The 21,297-nt window shown below is 64.2% G+C and carries 19 protein-coding genes; 8 read left to right on the top strand and 11 right to left on the bottom strand.

Going from position 1 to position 21,297, the window contains the following annotated elements; all coding sequences use genetic code 11:
- Window positions 1-433 precede the first annotated feature (433 nt).
- Both ACFPCV_RS37445 and ACFPCV_RS37440 read left to right on the top strand, forming a co-directional pair.
- Window positions 434-1,555, top strand: coding sequence for a hypothetical protein (locus ACFPCV_RS37445; protein WP_378062150.1), 1,122 nt, complete (start codon window positions 434-436; stop codon window positions 1,553-1,555).
- Window positions 1,556-1,561: 6 nt separating this feature from the next.
- The gene (locus tag ACFPCV_RS37440) at window positions 1,562-2,011 is read left to right on the top strand and encodes a hypothetical protein (RefSeq protein WP_378062148.1); all 450 of its coding nucleotides are present in this window, start codon (window positions 1,562-1,564) and stop codon (window positions 2,009-2,011) included.
- Here the strand turns inward: ACFPCV_RS37440 and ACFPCV_RS37435 are convergent.
- The 10 genes from ACFPCV_RS37435 to ACFPCV_RS37390 form a co-directional block, all read right to left on the bottom strand.
- Complete coding sequence (locus ACFPCV_RS37435) at window positions 1,976-3,826, bottom strand: tetratricopeptide repeat protein (RefSeq protein WP_465251583.1); 1,851 nt, start codon at window positions 3,824-3,826, stop codon at window positions 1,976-1,978. The genes ACFPCV_RS37440 and ACFPCV_RS37435 overlap by 36 nt on opposite strands.
- A 1,083-nt stretch (window positions 3,827-4,909) precedes the next feature.
- Window positions 4,910-5,428: a hypothetical protein gene (locus ACFPCV_RS37430; protein ID WP_378062145.1), complete on the bottom strand. Its 519-nt coding sequence runs from the start codon at window positions 5,426-5,428 to the stop codon at window positions 4,910-4,912.
- Window positions 5,429-5,826: 398 nt separating this feature from the next.
- A complete protein-coding gene (locus ACFPCV_RS37425; protein ID WP_378062143.1) occupies window positions 5,827-6,042 on the bottom strand; it encodes a hypothetical protein in 216 nt (71 codons plus the stop codon).
- 115 nt (window positions 6,043-6,157) lie between these two features.
- Window positions 6,158-8,986: a helicase associated domain-containing protein gene (locus tag ACFPCV_RS37420; protein WP_378062141.1), complete on the bottom strand. Its 2,829-nt coding sequence runs from the start codon at window positions 8,984-8,986 to the stop codon at window positions 6,158-6,160.
- A gap of 74 nt (window positions 8,987-9,060) precedes the next feature.
- Complete coding sequence (locus tag ACFPCV_RS37415) at window positions 9,061-11,247, bottom strand: DEAD/DEAH box helicase (RefSeq protein ID WP_378062139.1); 2,187 nt, start codon at window positions 11,245-11,247, stop codon at window positions 9,061-9,063.
- Between the two features lie 284 nt (window positions 11,248-11,531).
- A complete protein-coding gene (locus ACFPCV_RS37410) occupies window positions 11,532-11,750 on the bottom strand; it encodes a hypothetical protein (protein WP_378062137.1) in 219 nt (72 codons plus the stop codon).
- 247 nt (window positions 11,751-11,997) lie between these two features.
- Window positions 11,998-12,231: a hypothetical protein gene (locus ACFPCV_RS37405; RefSeq protein WP_378062135.1), complete on the bottom strand. Its 234-nt coding sequence runs from the start codon at window positions 12,229-12,231 to the stop codon at window positions 11,998-12,000.
- A gap of 756 nt (window positions 12,232-12,987) precedes the next feature.
- Window positions 12,988-13,614 (bottom strand): AAA family ATPase, encoded by a 627-nt coding sequence (locus tag ACFPCV_RS37400; protein ID WP_378062134.1) that lies wholly within the window; start codon window positions 13,612-13,614, stop codon window positions 12,988-12,990.
- The gene (locus ACFPCV_RS37395) at window positions 13,611-14,246 is read right to left on the bottom strand and encodes a 3'-5' exonuclease (protein ID WP_378062133.1); all 636 of its coding nucleotides are present in this window, start codon (window positions 14,244-14,246) and stop codon (window positions 13,611-13,613) included. The genes ACFPCV_RS37400 and ACFPCV_RS37395 overlap by 4 nt, the downstream gene beginning before the upstream one ends.
- Window positions 14,243-15,523 (bottom strand): radical SAM protein, encoded by a 1,281-nt coding sequence (locus ACFPCV_RS37390; protein WP_378062132.1) that lies wholly within the window; start codon window positions 15,521-15,523, stop codon window positions 14,243-14,245. The genes ACFPCV_RS37395 and ACFPCV_RS37390 overlap by 4 nt, the downstream gene beginning before the upstream one ends.
- 111 nt (window positions 15,524-15,634) lie before the next feature.
- Between ACFPCV_RS37390 and ACFPCV_RS37385 the strand changes: the two genes are divergently transcribed.
- From ACFPCV_RS37385 to ACFPCV_RS37365, 5 genes are all read left to right on the top strand, one after another.
- Window positions 15,635-16,993, top strand: coding sequence for a helix-turn-helix transcriptional regulator (locus ACFPCV_RS37385; RefSeq protein ID WP_378062130.1), 1,359 nt, complete (start codon window positions 15,635-15,637; stop codon window positions 16,991-16,993).
- A gap of 6 nt (window positions 16,994-16,999) precedes the next feature.
- Window positions 17,000-17,563, top strand: coding sequence for a GNAT family N-acetyltransferase (locus ACFPCV_RS37380; protein ID WP_378062128.1), 564 nt, complete (start codon window positions 17,000-17,002; stop codon window positions 17,561-17,563).
- 111 nt (window positions 17,564-17,674) lie between these two features.
- A complete protein-coding gene (locus ACFPCV_RS37375) occupies window positions 17,675-18,460 on the top strand; it encodes a hypothetical protein (protein WP_378062126.1) in 786 nt (261 codons plus the stop codon).
- Window positions 18,457-19,113 (top strand): hypothetical protein, encoded by a 657-nt coding sequence (locus tag ACFPCV_RS37370; protein ID WP_378062124.1) that lies wholly within the window; start codon window positions 18,457-18,459, stop codon window positions 19,111-19,113. The genes ACFPCV_RS37375 and ACFPCV_RS37370 overlap by 4 nt, the downstream gene beginning before the upstream one ends.
- The gene (locus tag ACFPCV_RS37365; RefSeq protein WP_378062123.1) at window positions 19,104-19,382 is read left to right on the top strand and encodes a hypothetical protein; all 279 of its coding nucleotides are present in this window, start codon (window positions 19,104-19,106) and stop codon (window positions 19,380-19,382) included. The genes ACFPCV_RS37370 and ACFPCV_RS37365 overlap by 10 nt, the downstream gene beginning before the upstream one ends.
- Window positions 19,383-19,402: 20 nt before the next feature.
- Here the strand turns inward: ACFPCV_RS37365 and ACFPCV_RS37360 are convergent, their stop codons facing one another.
- A complete protein-coding gene (locus tag ACFPCV_RS37360; protein WP_378062122.1) occupies window positions 19,403-20,710 on the bottom strand; it encodes a hypothetical protein in 1,308 nt (435 codons plus the stop codon).
- Window positions 20,711-21,088: 378 nt separating this feature from the next.
- Between ACFPCV_RS37360 and ACFPCV_RS37355 the strand changes: the two genes are divergently transcribed.
- Window positions 21,089-21,286, top strand: a complete 198-nt coding sequence (locus ACFPCV_RS37355; RefSeq protein ID WP_378062121.1) for a hypothetical protein — start codon at window positions 21,089-21,091, stop codon at window positions 21,284-21,286.
- The last annotated feature ends 11 nt before the right edge of the window (window positions 21,287-21,297 follow it).

Below are 21,297 nucleotides of genomic sequence, written 5' to 3'. Positions count from 1 at the left end.
ACGGAGAAGCGGCTGCTGAGGATATCTCGTGGCTGACTCGTTACCCACATGACAGCGGTGCGAGGATGCGGTGACATTGCCCTGAAAACCCCATGATGCGCCAATCTGCGATATATACATGGCCAGTTTGAAGACGTTGGTTCTGTATGCCCGAGATTCGTCCTAGCTGTTGCATGCAGCAGGTTGCAGACACGGCCGTGACAAATAGTTGACAAGCCTTTGCCGAACGGGTGGCGGACGCTCGGTCTGCCGGTTCTACACGGGGAAGGACCCTGATGCGGAGTTGATTTGCAAGTCACCGGTACACACGGAGGCGACGATGATTGGCTCAGGACACACCGGAGGGCTGTGGGTGCGGGGGCCTGTTGGCCGCAGGGCGGCATCGATTGTCACTCGCGCGGGTTGTCGGACGGTTCTGTTGATGGTCCCGACCATGGCTGCGGGAGCCCGGCTTCTCGACCTTGTCCCGCTCCTAGAGGCCGACTGCCGAGTCCAGGTGGTGGTCACCGTTCCGCATGAGGGACAAGCGTGGCATGGCCTCGAGGAGTTCGTGCGTGCGTCCGGGATACTCGCCATGCCGTGGCAGCAGGCAGTTCACCACGACTGGGATCTCGTTCTCACGGCGAGCCACCGCCACATCGACCAGGTCCACGGGAAGGTGCTTGTCCTGCCACACGGTGCCGGCGCGGCGCGGTCGCGAACCTTGAGCCGGAAGGGTGGAGCGGTCAGGCCTACCACGGGACTCGACCGGGACCTGCTCACCTACCGCGGGCGGCTCATCCCCAGCGTGCTGGCTCTCAGCCACCACGCTGAACTGGACATCCTGCGCCAAACATGCCCGGAGGCCGAGGCAGTCGCCGTCATCGCTGGAGACATCTGCCTGGACCGCATGATGCAGAGCCTCCGATTCCGTGATCAGTACCGCGCGGCTCTCGGGCTCGAGGACGGTCAACAGCTCGTCACCGTTAGCTCAACCTGGTCCACCGACTCGACCTTCGGGACACACACCGGTCTCTATACCCGGCTTCTCGACGAGATCGCCCAGCGCGAGACAGTAGGTCCCTCAGGCGATCGCGTGGCCGCCGTCATCCATCCTGCGGTATGGGCCGCACACGGCAGATGGCAGGTAAGGTCCTGGCTAGCCCCCGCCAGACGTGCCGGACTACTGCTCGTGCCACCCGATGCGGGATGGCGCGCCGTTATGATCGCCTCTGATGTGGTGGTCGGCGATCACGGTTCGACCACCGCCTACGCCGCGGCGATTGGCCGCCCTGTCTGCCTGGCGGCTGTTCCGCACGATGTTCTCCGGCCCAATAGCATCGCTGACACGTTGGCAGGTCGGGCGCCACGCCTCGATCACAGTCAGCCCTTGCTGCCGCAGCTACGCGATGCGGTCCACTGCGCCGCCGAGGTGAGCAGTGCGATTTCCAGCCGAATGGGGTACGCCGCGGACGAGCTCCGCGCTGCCATGTACCGGTTGCTCGAACTCGATCTCCCACCGTGGCCGCCTCACACCGCACCCGTTCCGCTGCCTCGGCCGAGTGAATGGCGGTGACGGTGGATGTCAACGACGGTATTCACCACGGCGATTCTCGAGACTGGCGTCATCAAGTTCACGTGGCGGGACGCGCATGGATGTGGCGACGGACTGCTCGTCGACGCCGACACTGCGCCCTCACAGTGGCGAGATATGGCGGACATTCTATTGTGTACCGCTTCTGTCGGCCCGACCACGCGTGCAGAGAGAACCGCAGGACCGCATGCCCTGCTTGCTGAGATCGTGCGGAAATCGGCCGGTTCGCTCCATATTAACCTTTACCTCACCGCGGCGCCCACAGGGCTGCCGGCGGAGGCGCAGCGCCTGGGCCACACGCAAGTGACCGTGGGCCCGGCGGCGTTGGTGGCAATGCTGCTCGGGCACTATCGAGAACTCGTGGCGCGCATGGCGGCGGTGCGACCCGACCGGAGAGCCACCTCACCCCTGCTGCTGGGCGCACGCTTCGCTGAGTAAGTCCGCACGAGACCGCATCAGGTCGGCGTGTGGATCCTCCACAAGCTCGTAGAGTTCTTCGGCCTTCCGGTAGGCATCGCGCGCGATAGCGCGGTCTCCACGCTGTTCTGCCATCTCACCGACCTGGGCTAACACCTCGGCACGGTAGTAGGGCGAGTCGAGCTCGGCAACAACGGTCCAAGCCTCCTGCACCGCCGCGTCGGCGAGATCATGGCGGCCAGCAAGTTGATGCGCCGTACCGAGAAACTGGAGACTCCGCACGTACTGGTGCTGGTCACCCAGCGAGGACATCGCATCAGCCGATGCCCGCAACTCGACGACGGCAGCGTCCAGGTCGCCCATCCTCGTCAGGACGTTGCCGATGCGTCGACGGTTGAGCGCGACTCCTCGTGGTCTGCCCAGTTCTTCATGAACGTCCCGCGCCTGTTGGAAGTACCGGAGCGCATCAGGCAGCTGTTGGGTGCCCAGTGCCGCCCTGCCGAGCTGGGACAGAGCGGTGGCCCGGCCCTGGTTGTCGCCGATGGCGTCAGCGAGCTCCAGAGCGCGCATGTTCTCGGCGACAGCTTCGTCGTACCGGGACAGTTTCGCGTAGGCGAAGCCCAGTTGGGACCGCAATCGCGCTTCGGCACGCTGATTGCCGCATCGCTCAGCACTGGCAATACCGATGGTCTGCATTGCGATCCAGTCGCTGTAGCGCCGCGTACGCAGGAACAGACCCCACAGCGCTTCACACATCTGCCAGGCGAGGTCATACAGCGCGTGTTCCCATGCGTGATCCACGACAGCACGCAAGTTGGCACGTTCCCGTTCCAGCCAGAACATCGCATCCTGCTCATTGGAGAACACAGCGTCACGTTGGTGGTCGGCTGCATAGAGCGGGCCGACATGCGGACGTAGCGGATGGATGACCAGGTCTGCGGCCACAGCACGCGTCACATACCAGTTCACCATCCGGACCGTCGCGTCGACTGATGTCAGCCCTACGGTCTGCATATCGGCGTGATGGCGGGCGTGCACGCGCACCAAGTCGTGGTAGGAGTAGCGCTGGTCGTCGACCTCTATCACCAGGTTCAGATCCGCGAGTTCGGCGAGCGCATCACTCGTCCGCGTCTCGTCCCAGCCGAGCGTCGCAGCCAACACCGGGGCTCCGAACTCCCTGCCGGGGTGGACTGCGCCTACCCGATAGAGCAGCCGCGTCCGTTCGGCAAGCCCGGCGTAGGCGGCGGCCAGTATCGCGCCAACAGACTTCTCGCCTCCAGCGACGTTCAACGTCAGGACTCTTGTCCTGTCGACAAGCGTTGCGGCTTCATCAGCTATACGTCTGTGAGGACGCGATGCGAGCCTCGCGCCCACAATGGACACCACCAACGGAAGTCCACCGCACAAGTCCACGAGTCGATGGGCGGCATCGCGCTCAGCAGAAACCCTGGCCGTGCCGACCATGTCCCGCAGCACCACCAACGCCTCCGTCGTTGACATTGGGGCGATCTCAAGAAACAGGGCGCCATCCAAGGCGAGGCCGGACAGGTGAGAGCGGCTTGTCACGATGACGATGTTGCCTGGCCCCGCAGGCAACAGGCTGCGGACCTGTGCAGCGGATACCGCGTTGTCAAGAAAGATCGCGAGCTGACGATCGGCAGTCACTGACCGGAAGAGCGCGGCGCGCTGCCCGGTGTCGGCGGGAATCTGTTTGCCGGGCACGCCCAGGGATTCCAGAAGCCAGGCCAAGGCTTGCCCTGGCGGAACCGGCACGCTGTCGCCGCCGAGGTCTACGAACAATCGTCCATGAGGGAACTCCTCGCTGATCTCGTGCAACCAACGAATGGCGAGCGCTGTCTTACCGACGCCCCCGGTCCCGCTCAAAACCACAACCATCGGCCTGTCAGCCCGTTCACCATGCCACTGCCGCAATGTCGCCAACTCACGCTCTCGGCCAGCGAAACGTGGCGGCCTCATGGGGAGTTGCTCAGGTACCTCAGCGTGGCGGTCTCGTCGATGTGTCCCAGGCAGGTGCAAATGCACCTGGCCGATCGACCCAGCTTGCACCGCTTGACCTGAGACCGCCCCGGCAAGCACATTCCTCGCAGGCCCTGCCTCTGGTGCCAGCCTGCCTCTCTCTGCTCCATCCATGACCGCCCCCGTCCGCACCACGCTTCTATCTCTGTATAGTCGCCAGGGGTGACAACGAGGTAACGCTAGGCTACTTGCGGTACCCCCCTTAGCACTGCTTACGCCAGGTGGCTGAGTTCTACGCCGAGCGACCAGAGGTCATGGCGCTTCACCTTATTCACGGTGCGTTGAATTCAAGATCGCCCATGTGCTTGGACCTGCGCAAAGGTTCGGTCCCGGCTATGCCAGGGACCTCAACACCGTGCGCACCCCCGGATGCGATGCCTGCTGGATGCGGCGCCGTTCAATCGGGTGAACTTGACATCGATCGAGTGAACGCGACTCTCGAGGCGGCTGTCCTGTGGCGCATCCGCCCACAGTGTGCACGAGGTTGACCAGCGCCTACAGGCCAGCGCGAGGGCTCCTCGCGAGTAGTCCATATCCCCTCGTACAGGTGTCCAGATCGTTGACTAGGGTGGCGGCGATGGATGAAAGTGGTGCCCTGCGCGGACCGGCGACCCCAGCACGCGCTGCACTGCCAGATCTGCCCGGGGGAGTTGAGACTCAATGCACTCGAAAGGATTCACCCCCAAGTGAAAACCCGCGCGAAGGCGGTTCTCGCCGCCGCCGCAGTCGGTGTCGCTCTGGGCGGCTGTGCCGCCCCGGCCGACCACACCGACGCTCGGTTGAGCAACGCCGCGCACGTGAATTTCGTGCCATCGGTGAGCGAGATTGCGTCAACACGCCAGGTGTTCGTGGTAGCGCTGAGTTCCACGAGCTCGACCATCGTTAGGCAGGAGTGGATGCCCGTCCACTGACCTGCGCAAAGGACGCCGTGTTCTCCAGGTGTTGCACTAGATCGGGGAGCTGCACTCTGAGCAGAACCGCCCACTCCCTGATCACCGAGTGGTGAACCCGCACCACGCTACCTGAACTCTGTTTGGTCGAGAGCTTGTTCTCCGCCCACGTGCGTAGAACCTCATACCGCGGATTCGCGTCCTCACGCAGTCGGCGGAGATCAAGCTCGACCACCAGTGACTGGATCGACTCGATACGTTCCACGGCGCCGCTGAGGAGATCAGGTGCGCTTCGATGCAACGTCCGGCCTATTTCGACCAATTTGGCGTAAGAAATGGCTCGTTTGCCGGTTTCCCAGTTCATCAGCGTTTGCGTGGTTGTGGCAAAAGGAAGTTGATCTACCAGGTCCGGACGCGTGAGTCCGGCAGCTTCACGCGCTGCGCGCACCTCGGCGCCGAGCGCGGCGTTGACCTCCGCATCCGTGAGAAGCCAGTCGGCGTTACCGTCCATGTCGCTGCACCCCAGTGGCATCGCGACAACATGTGGTGGTCAAGTTTCCCCAGTGTCGCATTGGCCCCACCCCTCCGCGTTCACTCCCGAGTCGCACCACTCGGCTTCCATGCCTACCTAGCCAACGTCGTATGGGCAAGCTCACGTTGAGGGCTGCCTTCTGCCTACGTCGCCCAGGAACACCATCATCCGAACAGGCACATCCGTTACCGATGCGATGAGCTATGCCTGCTGAGCAGGCAATATCGCGGGACCCGGCGTTGGAACGGACCGTCCGAGAGCTCTCGCGGAGCTCCGTCTCCTCTAGCGAACCGAGTACAAAACGAGACTTAAGCAACTTTGAGTGTCTCCTCACTCACCTGACCTGGTGCATACGGGTCAGATCTTCGCGTCGGTAATCACTTCGGGTAGCGATGTCCGCGCCACCGGTATTCGTCGGAACGTGTCGTGGTCCATGTGACGTACTGGGCTACAAGTCCTGTCGAACGCCTGATCTGGTGAGCGATGTACTGGAGCGTGACGCCGGCCTCGTACCGCTCGGCCGGCAGCGTCGCCAGCGTGCGGCGCGCAGCGAGGATTCGCTCAGTGCGAGCAGGTTTGATCATCAACTCCATGCTCGGGTCCGTAGGAGAGGTCGGTCCGGCTTGTCGGAGCGGACGCGGTGTGCGATGTGGGCACAGGTAGAGCCCCTTCGTGTATGCCTCTGTGCGTGAACAGGCAGCCAGCTCGTCATTTCTGTTCGTCTACTTGAGCGTGGGCGAGGTATGGTTCGGGGACATCGATCCCGATGGCGGTCAATTTTGCTCGTCGATCTTTCCGGAGTGTTCCGCGTCGGGCATAGACGAGTTGATCGTTGAGCCAGGCTGCGACCTTCTTCAGTTCCGCACGCTCCACGTCGTCTGTGATCCGGGCCAGGTGTGCGTACATGTGGGTGTGTCCGTGGGTGCGGCGGTAGGTGTCGACCTGCTGTAGCAGGTGGTCCCAGTGGTGTTCGCGGCCGGGGCGCTCAACCCACGGCATACCGAGGCGGTTGAGCAATTCGACGCGCGTGTCGGTGAGGCGCCGCGCGGCCCGCAGCCTGACCTGGGCGCGCAGCCAGGTGAGCAACGGTGTCCATTCGTGGTTCTTACGGGTGTGCGGTTTGGTGACGGCGAGGTGGCCGTGCTCCTGGTGAAACCGGCTAGCAAGCCGGTACTTCGCCATCCATTCCGCCTCTTCGGCATTCCAGATGAACCCGACCGAGTCCAGCCTGTTCTTCTGTTCATTGGTAGTCCGGCCCGCTTCTAGGCGAGGCCGTTGGTTGTTCAGCCAGGGGCGAACTAGCGTGCCTGGACCGCCCCCCGGCGGCACTGCGCGCAGATCGTCGGGGACGTCGAGGTGGCCGTGCTGGCCATGGAACTGCTTGACGACCGCGAACACCACATCCCAGTCGGTGAACCGCGGCCCGGTGTCACGTCCGGCCGGCAGACCGGTCCGCACCGTCGCATTTCCTGTGGACACCTGTTGTGGTCGGGGCACTGGTTGCGCGCTCACGGGCTTGCCGGTGGGGTGCGTCAGCCGGGGTTCTGGTCGAGTCGACTGGGTGCGTATGGTGCCCCACAAGGGATCCAGCGCGGTAAGGCTGGCCGCCCGGTCAGGGGCGAACGACCGTCCCCACAGGCGAACCCGGCAGGTTCGCAGGATCGTGCACAGGCACTCCCCTGCCGCCGTGTGCACGGTGCCAGGGGCGACATCGAGATCGCCGTGGAGTTCGTGATGCCGACGGGCTGTGGTGATCAGGTCCTGCCACCATGCCTCGTCTGGGTCGAAGACGAAACCCGCCTCCTGCAGGACGCGTCGCACGTCCGGGTCGAGCGTGTCCAGGCGGTGTTCGTCCCGGAACACGTTCACCCAGGGCGCCAGCCGGGTGTGCTCGCCGCGGACTTGCACCACGCAGCCGTCGGGGATGTGCAGGTTGCCGTGGCGAGCACCGTAGTCGGCGAAGGCGGCCGCGACGGCCTTGCGGCGGAGCAGCAGCGGTGAGTCCCACAGCATTCCCAGTGCATCAAGCCTGGCGCGCTCAGCATCGGTCACCGGCCAGTGGCCACGGCGGACGTTCGACACCCAGGCTCGAAACTCCTTCGGGGCTTCGGTGCTGGGCAGGTCGACATCGAGATGGCCGTACCGTGCGTGGAACGCGGTGGCGGTGGCGATGTGCCGCTCCCACCGGCGTTGCCGCTCAAGGTCATGCTGAGTGCCAGTCGTTGCCCCCAACGCGCGGAACGCGTTGTATCGGGCCAGAGGCAGCCCCTCGTGCGCGTACGTGGTGCGGGTGGTCACGAGCCACGACCCCAGCGGATAGCCATCGACTTCGTGTTTGATCGGGACGATCGCGGTGCCGGTTCGGGCGTGGTGGGCGGCGAGGTGGCCGTACCCGACCCACCAGTCGTCGGCTCCGGCCGCCGCCAGGGCGGCCAGCACATCCTCGACGCCTGAGCCGGGTGTGGGCGGCTCGATGTCGATCCAGTGCAACAGCACTTTATGGTGGTCGGCCCCGTGGGAGCGGGCCGCGTCAAGCGCATGGCCGAACGCGGGGTCCCATTCGCGCAGGGCACGCAGGACGTGCCCCACACCAGCGTGCGTCCGCAGGGCATCCACCCAGTCGTCCTCAATCACCGCGGACACCCACCCGGATGCGATCGTGATCGTGATGGCACTGTCCGGATCGGACACCACAGGGAGGGCGACCGTGACCGTGACCCCGTCGGTGCAGTCGCTGCGGCACGACAGCTCGTCACCAGCCAGTGCGCTGCCGCCAGGCATCAGTGCCTCACCGGTCGCTGCCGCGGCGGTCATCGCCGCGGCGAGGCTGACCTTGATGGTGCGCCGAGACCGGTGGACGCAGAAGACTCGACCGCTAACCGGTTCCCCTGCTGAGCGGGTGATCCGAAGGCGGAAGGCGGCCGCGACGCCGTCGGTCAGCGCCTGCTCGGCTGAGTACTCGTGCAGGACCGATCCGAACACCGCTTCTTCGTCCATGCTCAGCGCGACCCCGTCCGGGTCGGTGGACGGGACCTCAGCTCTGCGAAAGACGCGGGGACTGGCTGTGGTGTAGAGGCGGGCAGCTGCAGGCAGCATCCTGTCGTCGTGTACGGCCGCGCGACGCTTGGCAGGTCCTGCGGTGTGCTGTGCGTCGTGAACAATCACCAGGTCGGCCCACCCGCCGGCCTTCAACAAGCCTTCCCCGACAAGGTCGGCATGTCGGTGCTGGCTCACGAGCACCCGTAGCCCCGCCGTGTCCGCAGCTGCCCACGCGGCGATGACATCCGGACTGGAGGCGTACAGCACCGAGCGAGGAAGGTTGCCCGATCGGCGGCCGGTCACCAGGTAGGCCGCATCGGGGTGCGTCCGGTTCCACCCAGCGACGACGTGATCAACGAGGTCCTGGTTGCCGGTCAGCACCACGATCAGGCCGCTGCGCAGTAGACGGCCGACCACATCGATGGCCACGGTGATCTCGCTGATGCAACGAGGCAGCCGCAGTTGACCACGGTCCACGTGGATCAGGCCGGTGGCCACTGCCTCGACTGCGGACTCGTGCTGTGCGCGGCGGAGGTCGGCGGCAGGTGTGCGTGCCACAGCATTCACAACAGTCACTGGGCTTCCTGTGCGGCGAACCTCCGCACCGGTTTGGGTGCCCGGTTCCAGTCCATGCCCATCTCGTCCAACCGCTGCCGGACCTCGTCCTCGAGGACCCCTTTGCGCCACGCGAGCCGCTGTTCCACGAGCCACTGCCCGAGGTACCCGTCATCGGAGACCGCGTCCGCGTCGATGTCGATGTGTCCGTGCTGCTGGTGATAGGCGGCCACCGCATCCAGGTACTCCCGCGTCGTGCGGGGCCGGCTGGTCCAGCGCATGCCGATCGCTTCCAGCCGCCGCCACCGCAGACTCGACAACACACCCTCGGCATGGAGATCACGCTGCTGCTCCTGCCAAGCCTGGACGTGCACGCCGTCGATGACCAACCCCTCGGGTGCTTCCAGATGCCCGTACCGGTCCCGGAACGCACATGAGGCGTGGAAGCCTTTCGTCCAACTCACCGCATCGCCCTCGGGATCGAACCCGACCGCACGCAGCGCGGCGTCGCGGTCCTCGGGCATCCGCCCGCGGCGGTAGGTATCGCGGGCGGTGGCCGACCACTGAGACAGGTCCACCTCGTTGACGATGGTGCCCGCGACGACGTCGGTGTGCCCGTGCTCGGCATGGAACTGGCGCAGCGCCTCCATACCGTCCCACCACACGCTCCGGGTAGTGGCGACCACCCGGACAGCCAGCTGCTGGAGGAACTCCATCGGCTTCCACCCCTTGGGGAGGTAGATCTCGATCTTGCCTCCGGGTGGATGGGCGACACCGGTGTTGCCGCTGCCACCGGTGCTCAGGTGGTCGATCTCACGGGAGAGCATCGCGTCGTGTTGACGCAACCCCCGCAGCACATCCCACAGCACCCGGTACCGCCCAACGGTCAAGCTGTCCTGATCGACGTCATGGTCGGCGGCGTCTGGCACCGCGATCGGCAGAATGATCGTGGAGATGCCACTACCAGACGGGTTCCGACGCGTCGCACGGCCCACTGCCTGCACGATCTCCACCGGCGACTGCTTGGGATAGGTGAACATGACCCCGTCCACGGCGGGCACATCGATACCCTCGCCCAAACAGCGCATATTCGACAGTGACACCCAGCCGTCCCCGGGCGGCTCCCGCAGCAGGTCCAGCTCACGGTTGCGTTCCCGGATCTTCATCTCGCCATAGACGAACGACGACGTCAACGGCCGGTCCGGACGGTCCTCGGCCATCATCTCCACGGTCGCGGGCAAGGTCTCGGCAAAGTGGATCGCATCATCAACAGATCGATCGAACACAATCACCCGGCGCAGATCGAACCGCTCGGCGGTCTTCGCCAACACGATCTGACACATCGCCGTGTGCAGATCGATCAGACTGCCCTTCCCCGCAGGGGTCGCACGGCGACGTTCCAACAGACGGCGGGCCTCGCCGTCGCTCACGCCGACCACCACGAGACGGTAGTCATCCAGGTAGGTGTCCGCGATCGCCCGAGCAAGGGGGTAGGTGTAAAAGACCGGACCGAACGACGCCTCGTCGTCCATGTGCACCGTCACCGCACGACGGCCCGACTCCGCGAGCTGAACCGGTGTAGCCGTCCCATACAGACGCCGAGCCGCAGGGAACAACACGTTGTCATGGACAAAGGCGACCATCTTGTCCGCCCGACCTGCCGAATGATGAGCCTCATCGACGATCAGCAGATCCGCGGCGAGCCCAGCGCGGTAAAGCGCCTGCCCGACGACTCGCGCTGACCTGTGCGTGGCCACCACAAGACGAGTGACGGCCGCGGATCGGTTACCGGTGAGCCACTTGGCAACCTCACGCTGACTGGTAGTGACCGGAACGGCAATGCCATAGCCCGCCGGGTCGTCCGCCACGGTCAAGTCATGGCAGACCGCCATCGCCACATGCTCAAGCCCGAAGTCTGCGCGCCAATCCTTGATGATCTGACCGAGCAACCACACCGACGGCGCCAGCACCACCACCAGCCCACCCGCGCATTCGCGGACGGCGACCCGCATGTACACACGGGTCTTCCCGGTACCGCAGGCCATATGCAGCTGTCCACGATCGACAGTTGTGTAGCCCTTGTGAACTGCGTTCACCGCATCGGTTTGGTAGTAACGATCCGCAGATGACGTCTTCACGGGGACGGCAGTGAGCTGCTGTTCCTGGCTGACAGCAGAGGCTTCAACGTGGTTGACGGGAGTCACGGTCTTTCGCTTGGTTGCTTGTGGAGGATCAGGTGAAGCCTGAGCAAGGTCGCGTGCTGTACGGCGCCACTCGCCGCTCTCGAACGCGGGCCGGTCTGTGTACGAGGTTGATTAGCCACCTGGAACAGGGCCTGGTGAACACAGCGTCATGCCAGCTGCGGATGGCCTTCCCGTTCGGGGGCGACCTCCCCCGTAGCGTGCATTCATCGTGTACACACGCAGACGATCACGCGTAGTCCATGCGCCTGGCGGGTTTGGCAGCGTTGCACTCTTGAGATCGATTTTTAGCCACTCGAGGCGTGCAACCTATGACGGCCTTCGCTCACGTTGGCGGGGATTTGTCGCGCCAGCAGCTCAGTGGCGACCTGGACGAAGCGTTCCAAGGCCGGGCGCTGGATTTGCATCTCCACGCCGTCTCGAAGGCCACCGAACACGATGTGCGCGTCGTAGTCTGCAGTGATCTCACCGGATACGCGGCAGTCCTCGGGGATGTCGAGCCACACGGCCGCTCCTGGCTTGGAGGTCATAGCTAACGCTCCACGTGCTCGTAGCAAAGCGAAATAACTTCCGACATTTCGGTCTCCTAATCGTGATCCTGCGGCCGTCGTCGGTGCCGTACCCGTTCGTGCTACTCATCAACGACAAGCCGTGCCGGTCGGCTCCAGGCAGGGTCCGGGCCGGGAGCCGACCGACTAGGCGAGGGTCCGGTGGACGTGGCTGGTCGGGGGTCAGCGCACGTCCACCGAAGCTTCAGAGGTGTTTGATCCGGTCGAGGACTCGATCGAGCATCGCCATGGTCTCGGCCCCACTGGACAGATCGCTGTCGTCGAGGTACTGGCCCATGACCTTCCTGGTCCTCTCGATCTTGATCAGGTCTTGGTCCTCGGCCGGCCACTCGATGCCTTGACCGAACCAGCCGTCATCTGGAGGCGCGGCGAGCTTCTTCAGGCTCGCGCCTGGAACGCGTTTCGGAAAGTCGGTCATGACCTTGTCATCTCAGCTATACGAAGTTCAGGTCTATGGCAGGCGTCGGCCTGCCAGCCAGACCAGCCCGCACAGCAACGCAACCACGCCGACCAGTCCAAGCCAGGGGGGCCAGGAGCCACCACTGCACATCGGAACCCGCCATCAGTCGGTCTCCGTGGCGGAGCCGAGCGAGTGGACCAGGTTCGGATCGTGGCCACTCACAGGATCTTCGGCGTCTGGCGGCCGCTCCCGGGCCGCGACCCGTGCGTATCCCTGCGGAGCTGGCTGGGCGAGGGTCGCGGTCACTACCGCTGACCACCCTCCCCGCTCAGGCCCCCACACTGGACGACCCGTGGGTCCTTCTCGTACTGCGAGTGCCCCACCGTGGATGTCGAGGGTGATCGCGTCCACTATGACGACGTCGTCCCCTGGCCCTTGCCAGGCACGCTGCATCGAAACGACACCCTCCACGAATGTGGAATTGAACCCGAACCCGGCGTGCACCAAGGCCTGCACGGATTGGGCCAGGGTGGCGCGTTGCTCGCCGCTGATGTCTTCCAGCGGTGGAACGGTTTCCGGCGCGCCTTCGGTGGCGGGTGGGCGTTCGCTGGGCCGAGGGCGCTGCTGGAACGCGTTGTGTGTCACTGGTTCGGACGGTCGTGCGGTGGTAGCCATGTGAGTTCTCCCGAACGGATAAAGGGTCTTGGGGCGCGTTCGGCCGCGCCGTCGACCGGTCCGGTCGACAGTGGAGGGTGAGCGGCTGTGCGGTTGCTCTTAGATCGCGTTCTTCACGTGCTCCAGCACGAGGTTGATCGCGTGATCCAGTGCGTGGTCGTGGCCGTCCGCAGGAAGTAATTCGTGCGGCACGTCGAGGTCGTCGAGCACGCGGGCGATGTGCTGGTCGGCGAGTCTGCGGAACGTGGCGTTGTCGTCCCGGGCTTTGTTGTCGCCCAACGGGATCGTCGGGTCCAGCGTGGTGCGGAAGATGAGGTCGTAGCGTCGGCTGTGGCCGCGGACGAGACTGTTGAGATGGGCCAGTTCGTCGGCGTCAGCCCGGTGGCCACGGTGTTCGAGGGCGGCGTGGTAGTAGCCCAGTGCGTCGGGGACCGGCCGGTCGACCAGGACCACATCGGCGTGGAGCCAGGCTTCGAGTTCGCTGCTGATGCCCCGGGTGATGATCCACAGGGTGGAGGCCCAGGTGTGGTTGAACAGGATCGGAATGCCCATCTTCTTGGCCTCCTCACCCAGGTCGGCGACGGTGGAGACCTCGACGTGCCGCAGCCGAAGCTCGTGGGCCAGCCGCGCCAGGAAGGTGCTCTTGCCGGTGGAGTGGGTTCCGGTGACACCGACCGTCACCGGCCTGTCCACCCGGTCCGCGACCAGGTCACCGTGTGCGGTCACCACAAGCCTCCCTCCGGCTCTGTGGACGCAGTCGAGCCGGGCAGGGTGGCGACCTTGACCAGCCCTGGCCAATCCAGGGCACCGTCGTTGATCAGCGTCACCAGCAGTTGCCAAGCGCACCACGTGTCGTAACCGGCGCGGTGCGGCCGCTGCCCCGTGACCGCGGTCAGATCGAGGCGAGCGTGCTCGACGAGCTTGTCCAGGCTGTAGCTCGCCGCGTCGGACCAAACGTGTTTGGCCAGGCGCAGGGTGTCCAGGACCAACGGCGGACGCCAAGCCGGCAGATGCGCACCCAGAACCCGGTACTCGACGTGCGCGCCGTGCGCGACCAGAATCCGGCTGCCGAGCAGTTCGGCGATCTCCAGAGCGACCTGCGACCACGGCGGGCACCCATCGACGTCGGCGTTGCTGATCCCGTGCACCCTGCGGGTGACCATCGACGCGATCGGCTTCTGTGGCCGGATGAGCCAGGAGCGCATGTCCTCGATGCGGACAGCGCCATCGGCACCATTGCTGCCGTCGATGAGCAGGCCGGCGAACTCGATGATCTCCGGTGGGGTCTGCCCGTTGCCCTCGACGTCCACAACGATCAGCTCGCGCTCGGCCAGAGCAGCCGGAACCGGCGTGGTCATGCCGTCTCCCGGACAGTCGTATCGACAGCGGCGGCATCGGCAGTTGTCGCCTTCACCATCGTGTCGGCGGCGGGCCAGCCAATGTCGGCGCGGCCGTGTTGACGCTGGTGGTGAGGCTTGCTGACGTCGTGGACCTGGTAGCCCAGCCCGTGCTGCATGAAGTAGCGCGGCGGCTCGTCCAAACCCTCGACCACCACGGCCCGGTCGTTGACCTCGACCAGCCTGCCACCCTGACTATCCGCCAGCGCGGTGGCCTCCCCGCGATCGGGGCGCTGCCACGCCTCGGCGCATCGCTGGAGCTGGGCTTCCGGGCAGATATCGCACAGCTCGCGGATGCCGTAGTGGCCGTTGTAGTCAGCGACACCGTGGGCGTAGGTCACCGCACAGGAGGTCTTGCGGAACAGCGGCGACCCCGCGTTGCGGGCACGCGCCCCGGCCAGGATGCGCTGCTCAAGCCGCTCCGGGAACACCTTGCGGCGAGCACCCTGGTCATACGGCTCGGGCAGGCCGTGGGCCTGGTAGTAGTCACGGATCTGGTCCTTGAAGAACAGCCCTGTGAACACGGTGGCGTGCGCGTGCCGGCTGAGCTGGTACGCCTGGTCCAGGTGCTCGTCGCTGTCATTCAGGCCCGGCACGATCGGGCGCCAATACAACACCACCCGATACTGCTCCGCGCGCTCGAACGCCGTCTTCAGCGAGGTGGCCGCGATAGTCGAATCGACCGGCTCGACCCGGGAGTCGGTAATGCCCGAGTGGGTGACCAGCAGCGTGACCTTGATGTTGGCGAACGAGTTCAGCACCGCGCAGTCCTCCGGCTCGACCCGCCACCGCGTGATCACCAGCACGTGGTTGGTCAGACCGCGCTCATCGAGCCGTCTCAGCATGTCGAACGTGTGCGGCTTCACCACCGGAAGCATCGGATCAGTCGCCCTGTTCAGCAACTGCACCGGCGTCACATGCGGACGGAAATAACGGTGCCCGACCAGCCGCTCAAACGCCTCAGCGTCACTGACCAGCGCCCGCGGGACCTTCATCCCGAAGTTGTCGAACAAGTGCCGCACACAGTAACCACAGTCCAGCGGGCAACCGACGATCCAGTTCACACTCAGCCCCGACTTGCGGTACTCAATCACATCCAGCAACTCCGGACGCATCGAGCTGCGCTGCGCCTCCGTCAGCAGCGGCAGCTTCCGCCGGAGCGTACGGCCGTCAGCTACTTCCGCAGTTGTCGCCGTCAGACCGTATCGGTCACTCACGGTGAGATCGTCGTTCGTCACCTCTTGATATGACCAGGACCAGCTACGATCACGGCAGTACTCTCTAATGACTACAGCACGTGTTGACAGACGTCGACCGGCGTCGCGAGCCAGTATCCGGCGAGGTGGGGCATGACTGAGGACTATGCGCCGAACAGCGACGTTGGCAACTCTGTACGCAAGCAGTTGGGCGCCGAGATCAGGCGCGTACGCAAGGCCGCCGGCCTGAGCCAGCCCCAGCTCGCCCAGGCGGTTGGCTATAGCCGCCAGTACATCTCCAGCGCGGAAAACCCACACCACCCGTTGCCATCCGGTGAACTGGTACAGGCCATCGATCGTCGCCTCGACGCGGGCAACGCGCTAATTGAACTCCGGAAAGCTGCCCAGCTGGAGGCCTACGCGATCCGCAACGGTCTCACGGGGCTGGTCAGCGGCGGAACTACTGACGGACCTGTCGGGAAGGAGGACGACGACGTGAAGCGGCGAACCATGCTGGGCCTGATCGGACAAGCGGCGGTGGTTCCTCCCTTGGTCGAGCGGCTCGAAGGTGTCCGTCACGGCATCGACAGCATGCTCGCGGCAGAGCCGACAGATCACGACGCCGATGACTGGGAGCAGGCTGCGGCGACCTACGCATCAGAGGTTGGCACGGTGCAAGCAGACCGTCTGCTGACCGAGCTTCTAGCTGACTTCGAGGAGATCAAGCGGCGGATCATGGACGCCAGCGGACTCGTGCGAACCAGGCTCGTTCATACGGGCGGTCAACTGGCAGCTCTAACGGCCATCAGTTTGGTGAATCTTCGAGAGCCGCGCTCGGCGGAGCGTTGGTGGAGGACGGCATCCCGAGCTGCGGCCGGGGCGGGTGATCCGATGCTGTCGGCCCTGGTGGCAGGGCGACACGCGGTCTACTCCCTCCACACCGCGCCCTCCGCTCGAGTGCTGGCACTCGCCGATGCCGCGGTCGCACAAGGGCGAAATGTGCCATGTGTGGGGGTGATAAGCGGTCTCGCGGCGCGCGCACAGATCCACGCAGGAGATGGCCGACAGGCTGACGCTGACATAGCACTTGGACAAGTCAAGGACATGTTCGAACGCTTGTCGGAGACAGCGCGAGGCAAAGAGCATGGTCAGTGGCACTGGGGCGAGCAACGACTCCGCCACGTCGAAAGTTTCGTACACGCCCACGCTGGGCGACTACACGAAGCACAAGCCGCGTATGACGCGGCTCTGGGTTGTTACCAGTCCGATAGCTTCCAAGGCCCCACTCAGGTGGCCCTATACCAGGCAATCGCGCTAATCCGCTCGGGCGACGTTCTTGGTGGAGTTGATTACGTCGTCTCCACCTTCAACAATTTGGAGCCTTGGCAACGTTCGGACGGCCTGGTGTTGCGCAGCGGCGAAGCAGCACTTGACGCAGTTCCCGATCAGCAACAGTCACATCCGCAGGTCGTAGCCTCGCGAGAAATGCTTCGAACCATCGGCAACAAGTAAGAGAAAATGTCAATCAAATTCACACATCATGACGCCAGCAACACGGAACAGATCCTGGAATCCGTGATCGGCCCAGTTTACGAAGAAAGTCACCAAGACGTGATCGCGGACCCTTTCTATTCCACCACGCGGTTCATCGAGCGAGTTCGCGGATACATTCAGTCGCCAGGCTTTGCGCTGGTTGCAGCATATGATGCCGATTCCGCAGTTGGCTTCGCGTTTGGCTACACACTGCCGGCCAACGCGCGCTGGTGGCATGGACTAACGACACCGACTCCAGATGACCTTACAACCGAGACTGGAAACCGCACCTTTGCTCTCAACGAACTAATGGTAACGCCTGATTTTCAACGGCGAGGCATCGCACACGCTCTCCACGACGAACTGCTCCGCAAGCGGCCCGAGGAGCGAGCGACCCTCCTCGTCAGAGAAGACAACGAGACCGCCCAAACTGCATACAAACGTTGGGGATGGAAGAAGATCGGCAAACTCCAACCATTTGCCGATTCACCGAACTTTGATGCGATGATTCTTCCTCTTTCCAACCAACAACTAGGCAGCGGCACCTGAGGGCACATCACTCACAATCGTCCATGTTACCGCTTCTCTAACACGCTTTCCACATAACGTCACTCGCCGCTTGAATTGAAGACAATAGGAGACCTAGGGAGACAACAGGACGTGGCAGATCCTGTGAAGTTAATGCTTGACGACCTCGCGGACCAGTACGCAAAAGAGCCCGGCAAGGACGAAGCGGTGGCGGAAACGACCTGCAGGGTAAACCCTAGCGTGTCCAGTCGGCGGCGTCTGTGGGGTGACTCCGGTGGCTATTGCGGTAACCCGGCGTGCCGGGAGTACCTCTTCCCCGATGACCTCGACGTGGATTTCGGTGAGCTGGCCCACGTCATCCCAGCGTCTCCCGACGGTCCCCGCGGCGTTCCTCTCGACGAGGTCGTCGCCGAAGACCGAGCTCATCACAGCAACCTGGTTCTGTTGTGCGCTAACTGCCATACGACGATCGACAAGGCTCCGGCGGCGTATCCGGTCGAGATGCTGCATGGGTGGAAGCAGAAGCGGATCGACGAGATCCAGATCGCTGTCTCGACACCCACTTTTCAGACCCGGGCCGAGGCCCGAGCGCATCTCCAGGGGGAGTTGGAGACCAACCGCGCGATCCATACGAGGTACGGGCCGGTGGGTGACCCATATCGGCACGGGAATCCTGCTCTCTGGCGCCGGCACGCTCGCGCAACCATTGTTCCCAACAATCGCAAGATCCTGCGTGTACTGGAGGCCAATCGGCACCTTCTGACCCGGGATGAGCAGGAAATCCTGGCCGTCTACCGGCTACACGTCGATCAGTTCGAGGGCCGGCACGTCCTTGAGGATTTCACCACAGGTACGGAGCGATTCCCCGAAGCCATTGAGAGGATCCTCCTGGATGAGAAGGAGACGGACCGCGCATGAAGGACGTGCGGGGCTGGATCGAGAAGAAGTTGCAGGAGAACGGTTACACCTCAACGAGGCTCCCGCCTTTCCAACTGGCGATAGAGCGGACCTCTCGCCCAGGCGCTCGGGTGCTGTGCATCGGACTCGAGGAAGGAGAGGCGTTCGACGCCCAGGATGTCGATGTCGCCATTGAGGAGGTCGCCGGCACGGGGTTCGTCGTGGTGGTGCCCACTCGAATCACACACGCCGCGTATGAGCGGGCCGAGGACCTCGGCATCTGTGTGACAGGCTTTGGTGAGCTAGTCGACGCGCTGGACCACGACGAGGACATAGCTCAGCACATCGACAGCCAGGAGAGGTACGAACGCCGCCGGCTAACCCGCCACAAGGCTGTTAAATCGCTCAAACGCAAGGGACACCACGCCTACGAAATCCTGCGCGACAAGTTCCGGCCGCTCACGATCATCACAATCAATGAATACGAGTTCACCGCTGACCGGATGTACATCCTGCTGGAGAGTTATGAGGGAATCGACCCAGACCTGATAGTCGTCACCAACCCAAACTGTCACGGCTTCTCGACCGATTCATGGCGGGCCGCGGAGCAGGCGGGAATCCCGCTCATCCTCTTCGACGATCTCCTTGATGGCCTGGGCACACAATGGACCTGAACCGCTGGCCACATCTGGAGCTCCTCCTGGAGACGGCACGCAGACTGCCGTCCCTGCAAGTCTGGTTATTCGGCTCGGCCGCCCGGTCCAAGACCCCAGCGGATTTGGACATCCTGCTGGTGTATGAGGACCGCTCCTCCGTAGTCGCGCTCCGCGCGATGCAGCCGTGGGAAGACTTTTGCCCGCCATGCCACCTCATCGCGATGACGCCACTGGAGGTCGCCGAATACGACTTCATCGTGACCACAGAGGCAACACGCCTGCTGTAGCGACTGCTTATCGCCGCCCTCTACGCACCCCATCTCGGCAGCGGTGACGGAACACGAACGTCATCAAAGTGCTGCGGCTGGACATTAACACCCGCTGCATCGAGGAGGTCCACGGCGTCCTGCCACGGGCCACTGCTGATCGATTCAACGGCGCAACCCTCGCACGGACCCGTGCCGGCGCAGTCAGGGCGGGCGGCGACGAGCTGTCGAACGTGGTTGTAGGCGCTCACCGGATCGTCGGCGCGGACGACATACCACACGCCGTCCCGGTCCTCGCCAGTTAATCCTGCGGCGACTCCTGGTCGTCTCGGGGGCTCGACGCGGTCCGCGTGGTGTCGGATGAGGAAGTGACGATCGAGATGGTCGACGTCGTCCTCCGCTGGCTCTTGATCCTTGTACCAGGTAAGGGCATCGGCCGGGGGTCCGGGACCCCACAGCAGGTCAGTGGGGTACCTGGTGGTCTCGAACTGAGCATCGAACTGCCAAAGGTCCCCGAGATAGTCGGGAACGGCTCGCACCAGAATGCAGGTGGCATCCGCACTGACACGCGTGGGCGACAGGCTGGTGATGTCGCAGATCTCGAACCGGTCGGCATCCCAGGCAATGGCGAGCACGGCTCGATGAACGGGCGCTGGATGGAGACGCCCACCAGGCGTGCGGCTACCCCAGAGACAATTGATGATCTCCGCCACGTCACGGATGACTCGGGCCGCTTCAACGGGGCTGCTGAGGTGGTAACCGGACGGGTGCGCGACGGTGTTACGCAGGAAGACCTGCGGTCGCTGCAATCTGCGTGCCCACTGGCCAGGAAGCAGACCCTCTGCCCGAGCCCACGTCCACAAGTTCGCCAACATGCCGTTGAACTCCATCGTGGAGCCGGACTTGGGCAGTTTAAGGAGCCACTCGGCGGGACGTCCCCTGCGTGATCTCATGCGTGGCCGCTTGAGAACGTTCATGACGTGTTCATATGAAGCGACCATTTCCGCGCGCTCCTCGCCGCGACCGTTCACGAAGAGGACACTGTGGTTGTAGTAGTCGAGGAAACGGTCGCGAAGTGCGTGCTCCGTCTCAAGGCGAGCCAGACTCTCCGCGATGGCGAACATGTCATAGTTGAGCGCGCCGTAGACGAACGCGGTCCGGACGCGTTCGAAACTGAGCCGGGTGCCCTCAGGCACAACGTCCACCAGATCTGTACCCGACAAGACGTCGTGCTGATAAGCCACCGTCGCCTCGGGCGTCAGCATGTGAGCCATGCTCAGGCCGAACGGGGTGAAGCGCTGCGTGCGCTCGTCCGGCGCCTGCAACTCCCGAAGCGTCCGGATGATCATGACCTTATCCCCTCGATCAGTAGCTCGCGCTGCATGGATCGTTCCTCTCGGCAACCTGCGTCCGCCGACTCTGCTCGAGGCGAACTGGTTAGGATGCCACGGACGCGCCATTGCTGCACCCCCAAGTTTGTAGGGGAACGCGGCCCTGCGGTGGCGACCTTCCGATCCCCCGCCACCGCGGCCGTCGCGTGTCGATGTACTCGCAATGCCCTCGAGCTATCCTCCCGCCCTGGGCCGATCATGTGTGTTTCCCGTGCACTCCGTCGACGACGCGCCCGAGACGGCGCGGGAGGTGCTGGCCGCCTTACACCTGCATCCAGCGGGCCATCGCCGAGCACGGCAGTTTTCGACGTCCGCACGCGGGAGGCCATCGCGCCCGTGGTTGGCGCGGTCGACACCTGCACCTACTGCCAGTCGGCGCACACCGTCGCCGGCCAGGCAGCCGGCTGGAGTCTGGAGCACACGATCGCCCTGCGCGACGGCAAGCAGATCAACAGCGAGGACGAGCTCGGTGCGTTGCTGATCGACCTGCAGCGGCACGAGGTGGCCGATCCACACCGTGGCCGCTACCGCTGATAGCAGTGCCG

The sequence above is a fragment of the Actinophytocola glycyrrhizae genome (assembly GCF_042653545.1).
Taxonomy (GTDB): Bacteria; Actinomycetota; Actinomycetes; order Mycobacteriales; family Pseudonocardiaceae; genus Actinophytocola; species Actinophytocola glycyrrhizae.
This window is presented reverse-complemented; position numbering and strand designations above follow the sequence as displayed.

What these genes read in the sequence shown, in the direction of transcription:
- ACFPCV_RS37370 (WP_378062124.1), top strand. Translation starts at nt 18,457, where the DNA reads ATGAAGGACGTGCGGGGCTGGATCGAGAAGAAGTTGCAGGAGAACGGT.
- ACFPCV_RS37360 (WP_378062122.1), bottom strand. Translation starts at nt 20,710, where the DNA reads ATGATCATCCGGACGCTTCGGGAGTTGCAGGCGCCGGACGAGCGCACG.
- ACFPCV_RS37445 (WP_378062150.1), top strand. Translation starts at nt 434, where the DNA reads ATGGCTGCGGGAGCCCGGCTTCTCGACCTTGTCCCGCTCCTAGAGGCC.
- ACFPCV_RS37430 (WP_378062145.1), bottom strand. Translation starts at nt 5,428, where the DNA reads ATGGACGGTAACGCCGACTGGCTTCTCACGGATGCGGAGGTCAACGCC.
- ACFPCV_RS37440 (WP_378062148.1), top strand. Translation starts at nt 1,562, where the DNA reads ATGTCAACGACGGTATTCACCACGGCGATTCTCGAGACTGGCGTCATC.
- ACFPCV_RS37365 (WP_378062123.1), top strand. Translation starts at nt 19,104, where the DNA reads ATGGACCTGAACCGCTGGCCACATCTGGAGCTCCTCCTGGAGACGGCA.
- ACFPCV_RS37405 (WP_378062135.1), bottom strand. Translation starts at nt 12,231, where the DNA reads ATGACCGACTTTCCGAAACGCGTTCCAGGCGCGAGCCTGAAGAAGCTC.
- ACFPCV_RS37395 (WP_378062133.1), bottom strand. Translation starts at nt 14,246, where the DNA reads ATGACCACGCCGGTTCCGGCTGCTCTGGCCGAGCGCGAGCTGATCGTT.
- ACFPCV_RS37380 (WP_378062128.1), top strand. Translation starts at nt 17,000, where the DNA reads ATGTCAATCAAATTCACACATCATGACGCCAGCAACACGGAACAGATC.
- ACFPCV_RS37425 (WP_378062143.1), bottom strand. Translation starts at nt 6,042, where the DNA reads ATGGAGTTGATGATCAAACCTGCTCGCACTGAGCGAATCCTCGCTGCG.
- ACFPCV_RS37385 (WP_378062130.1), top strand. Translation starts at nt 15,635, where the DNA reads ATGACTGAGGACTATGCGCCGAACAGCGACGTTGGCAACTCTGTACGC.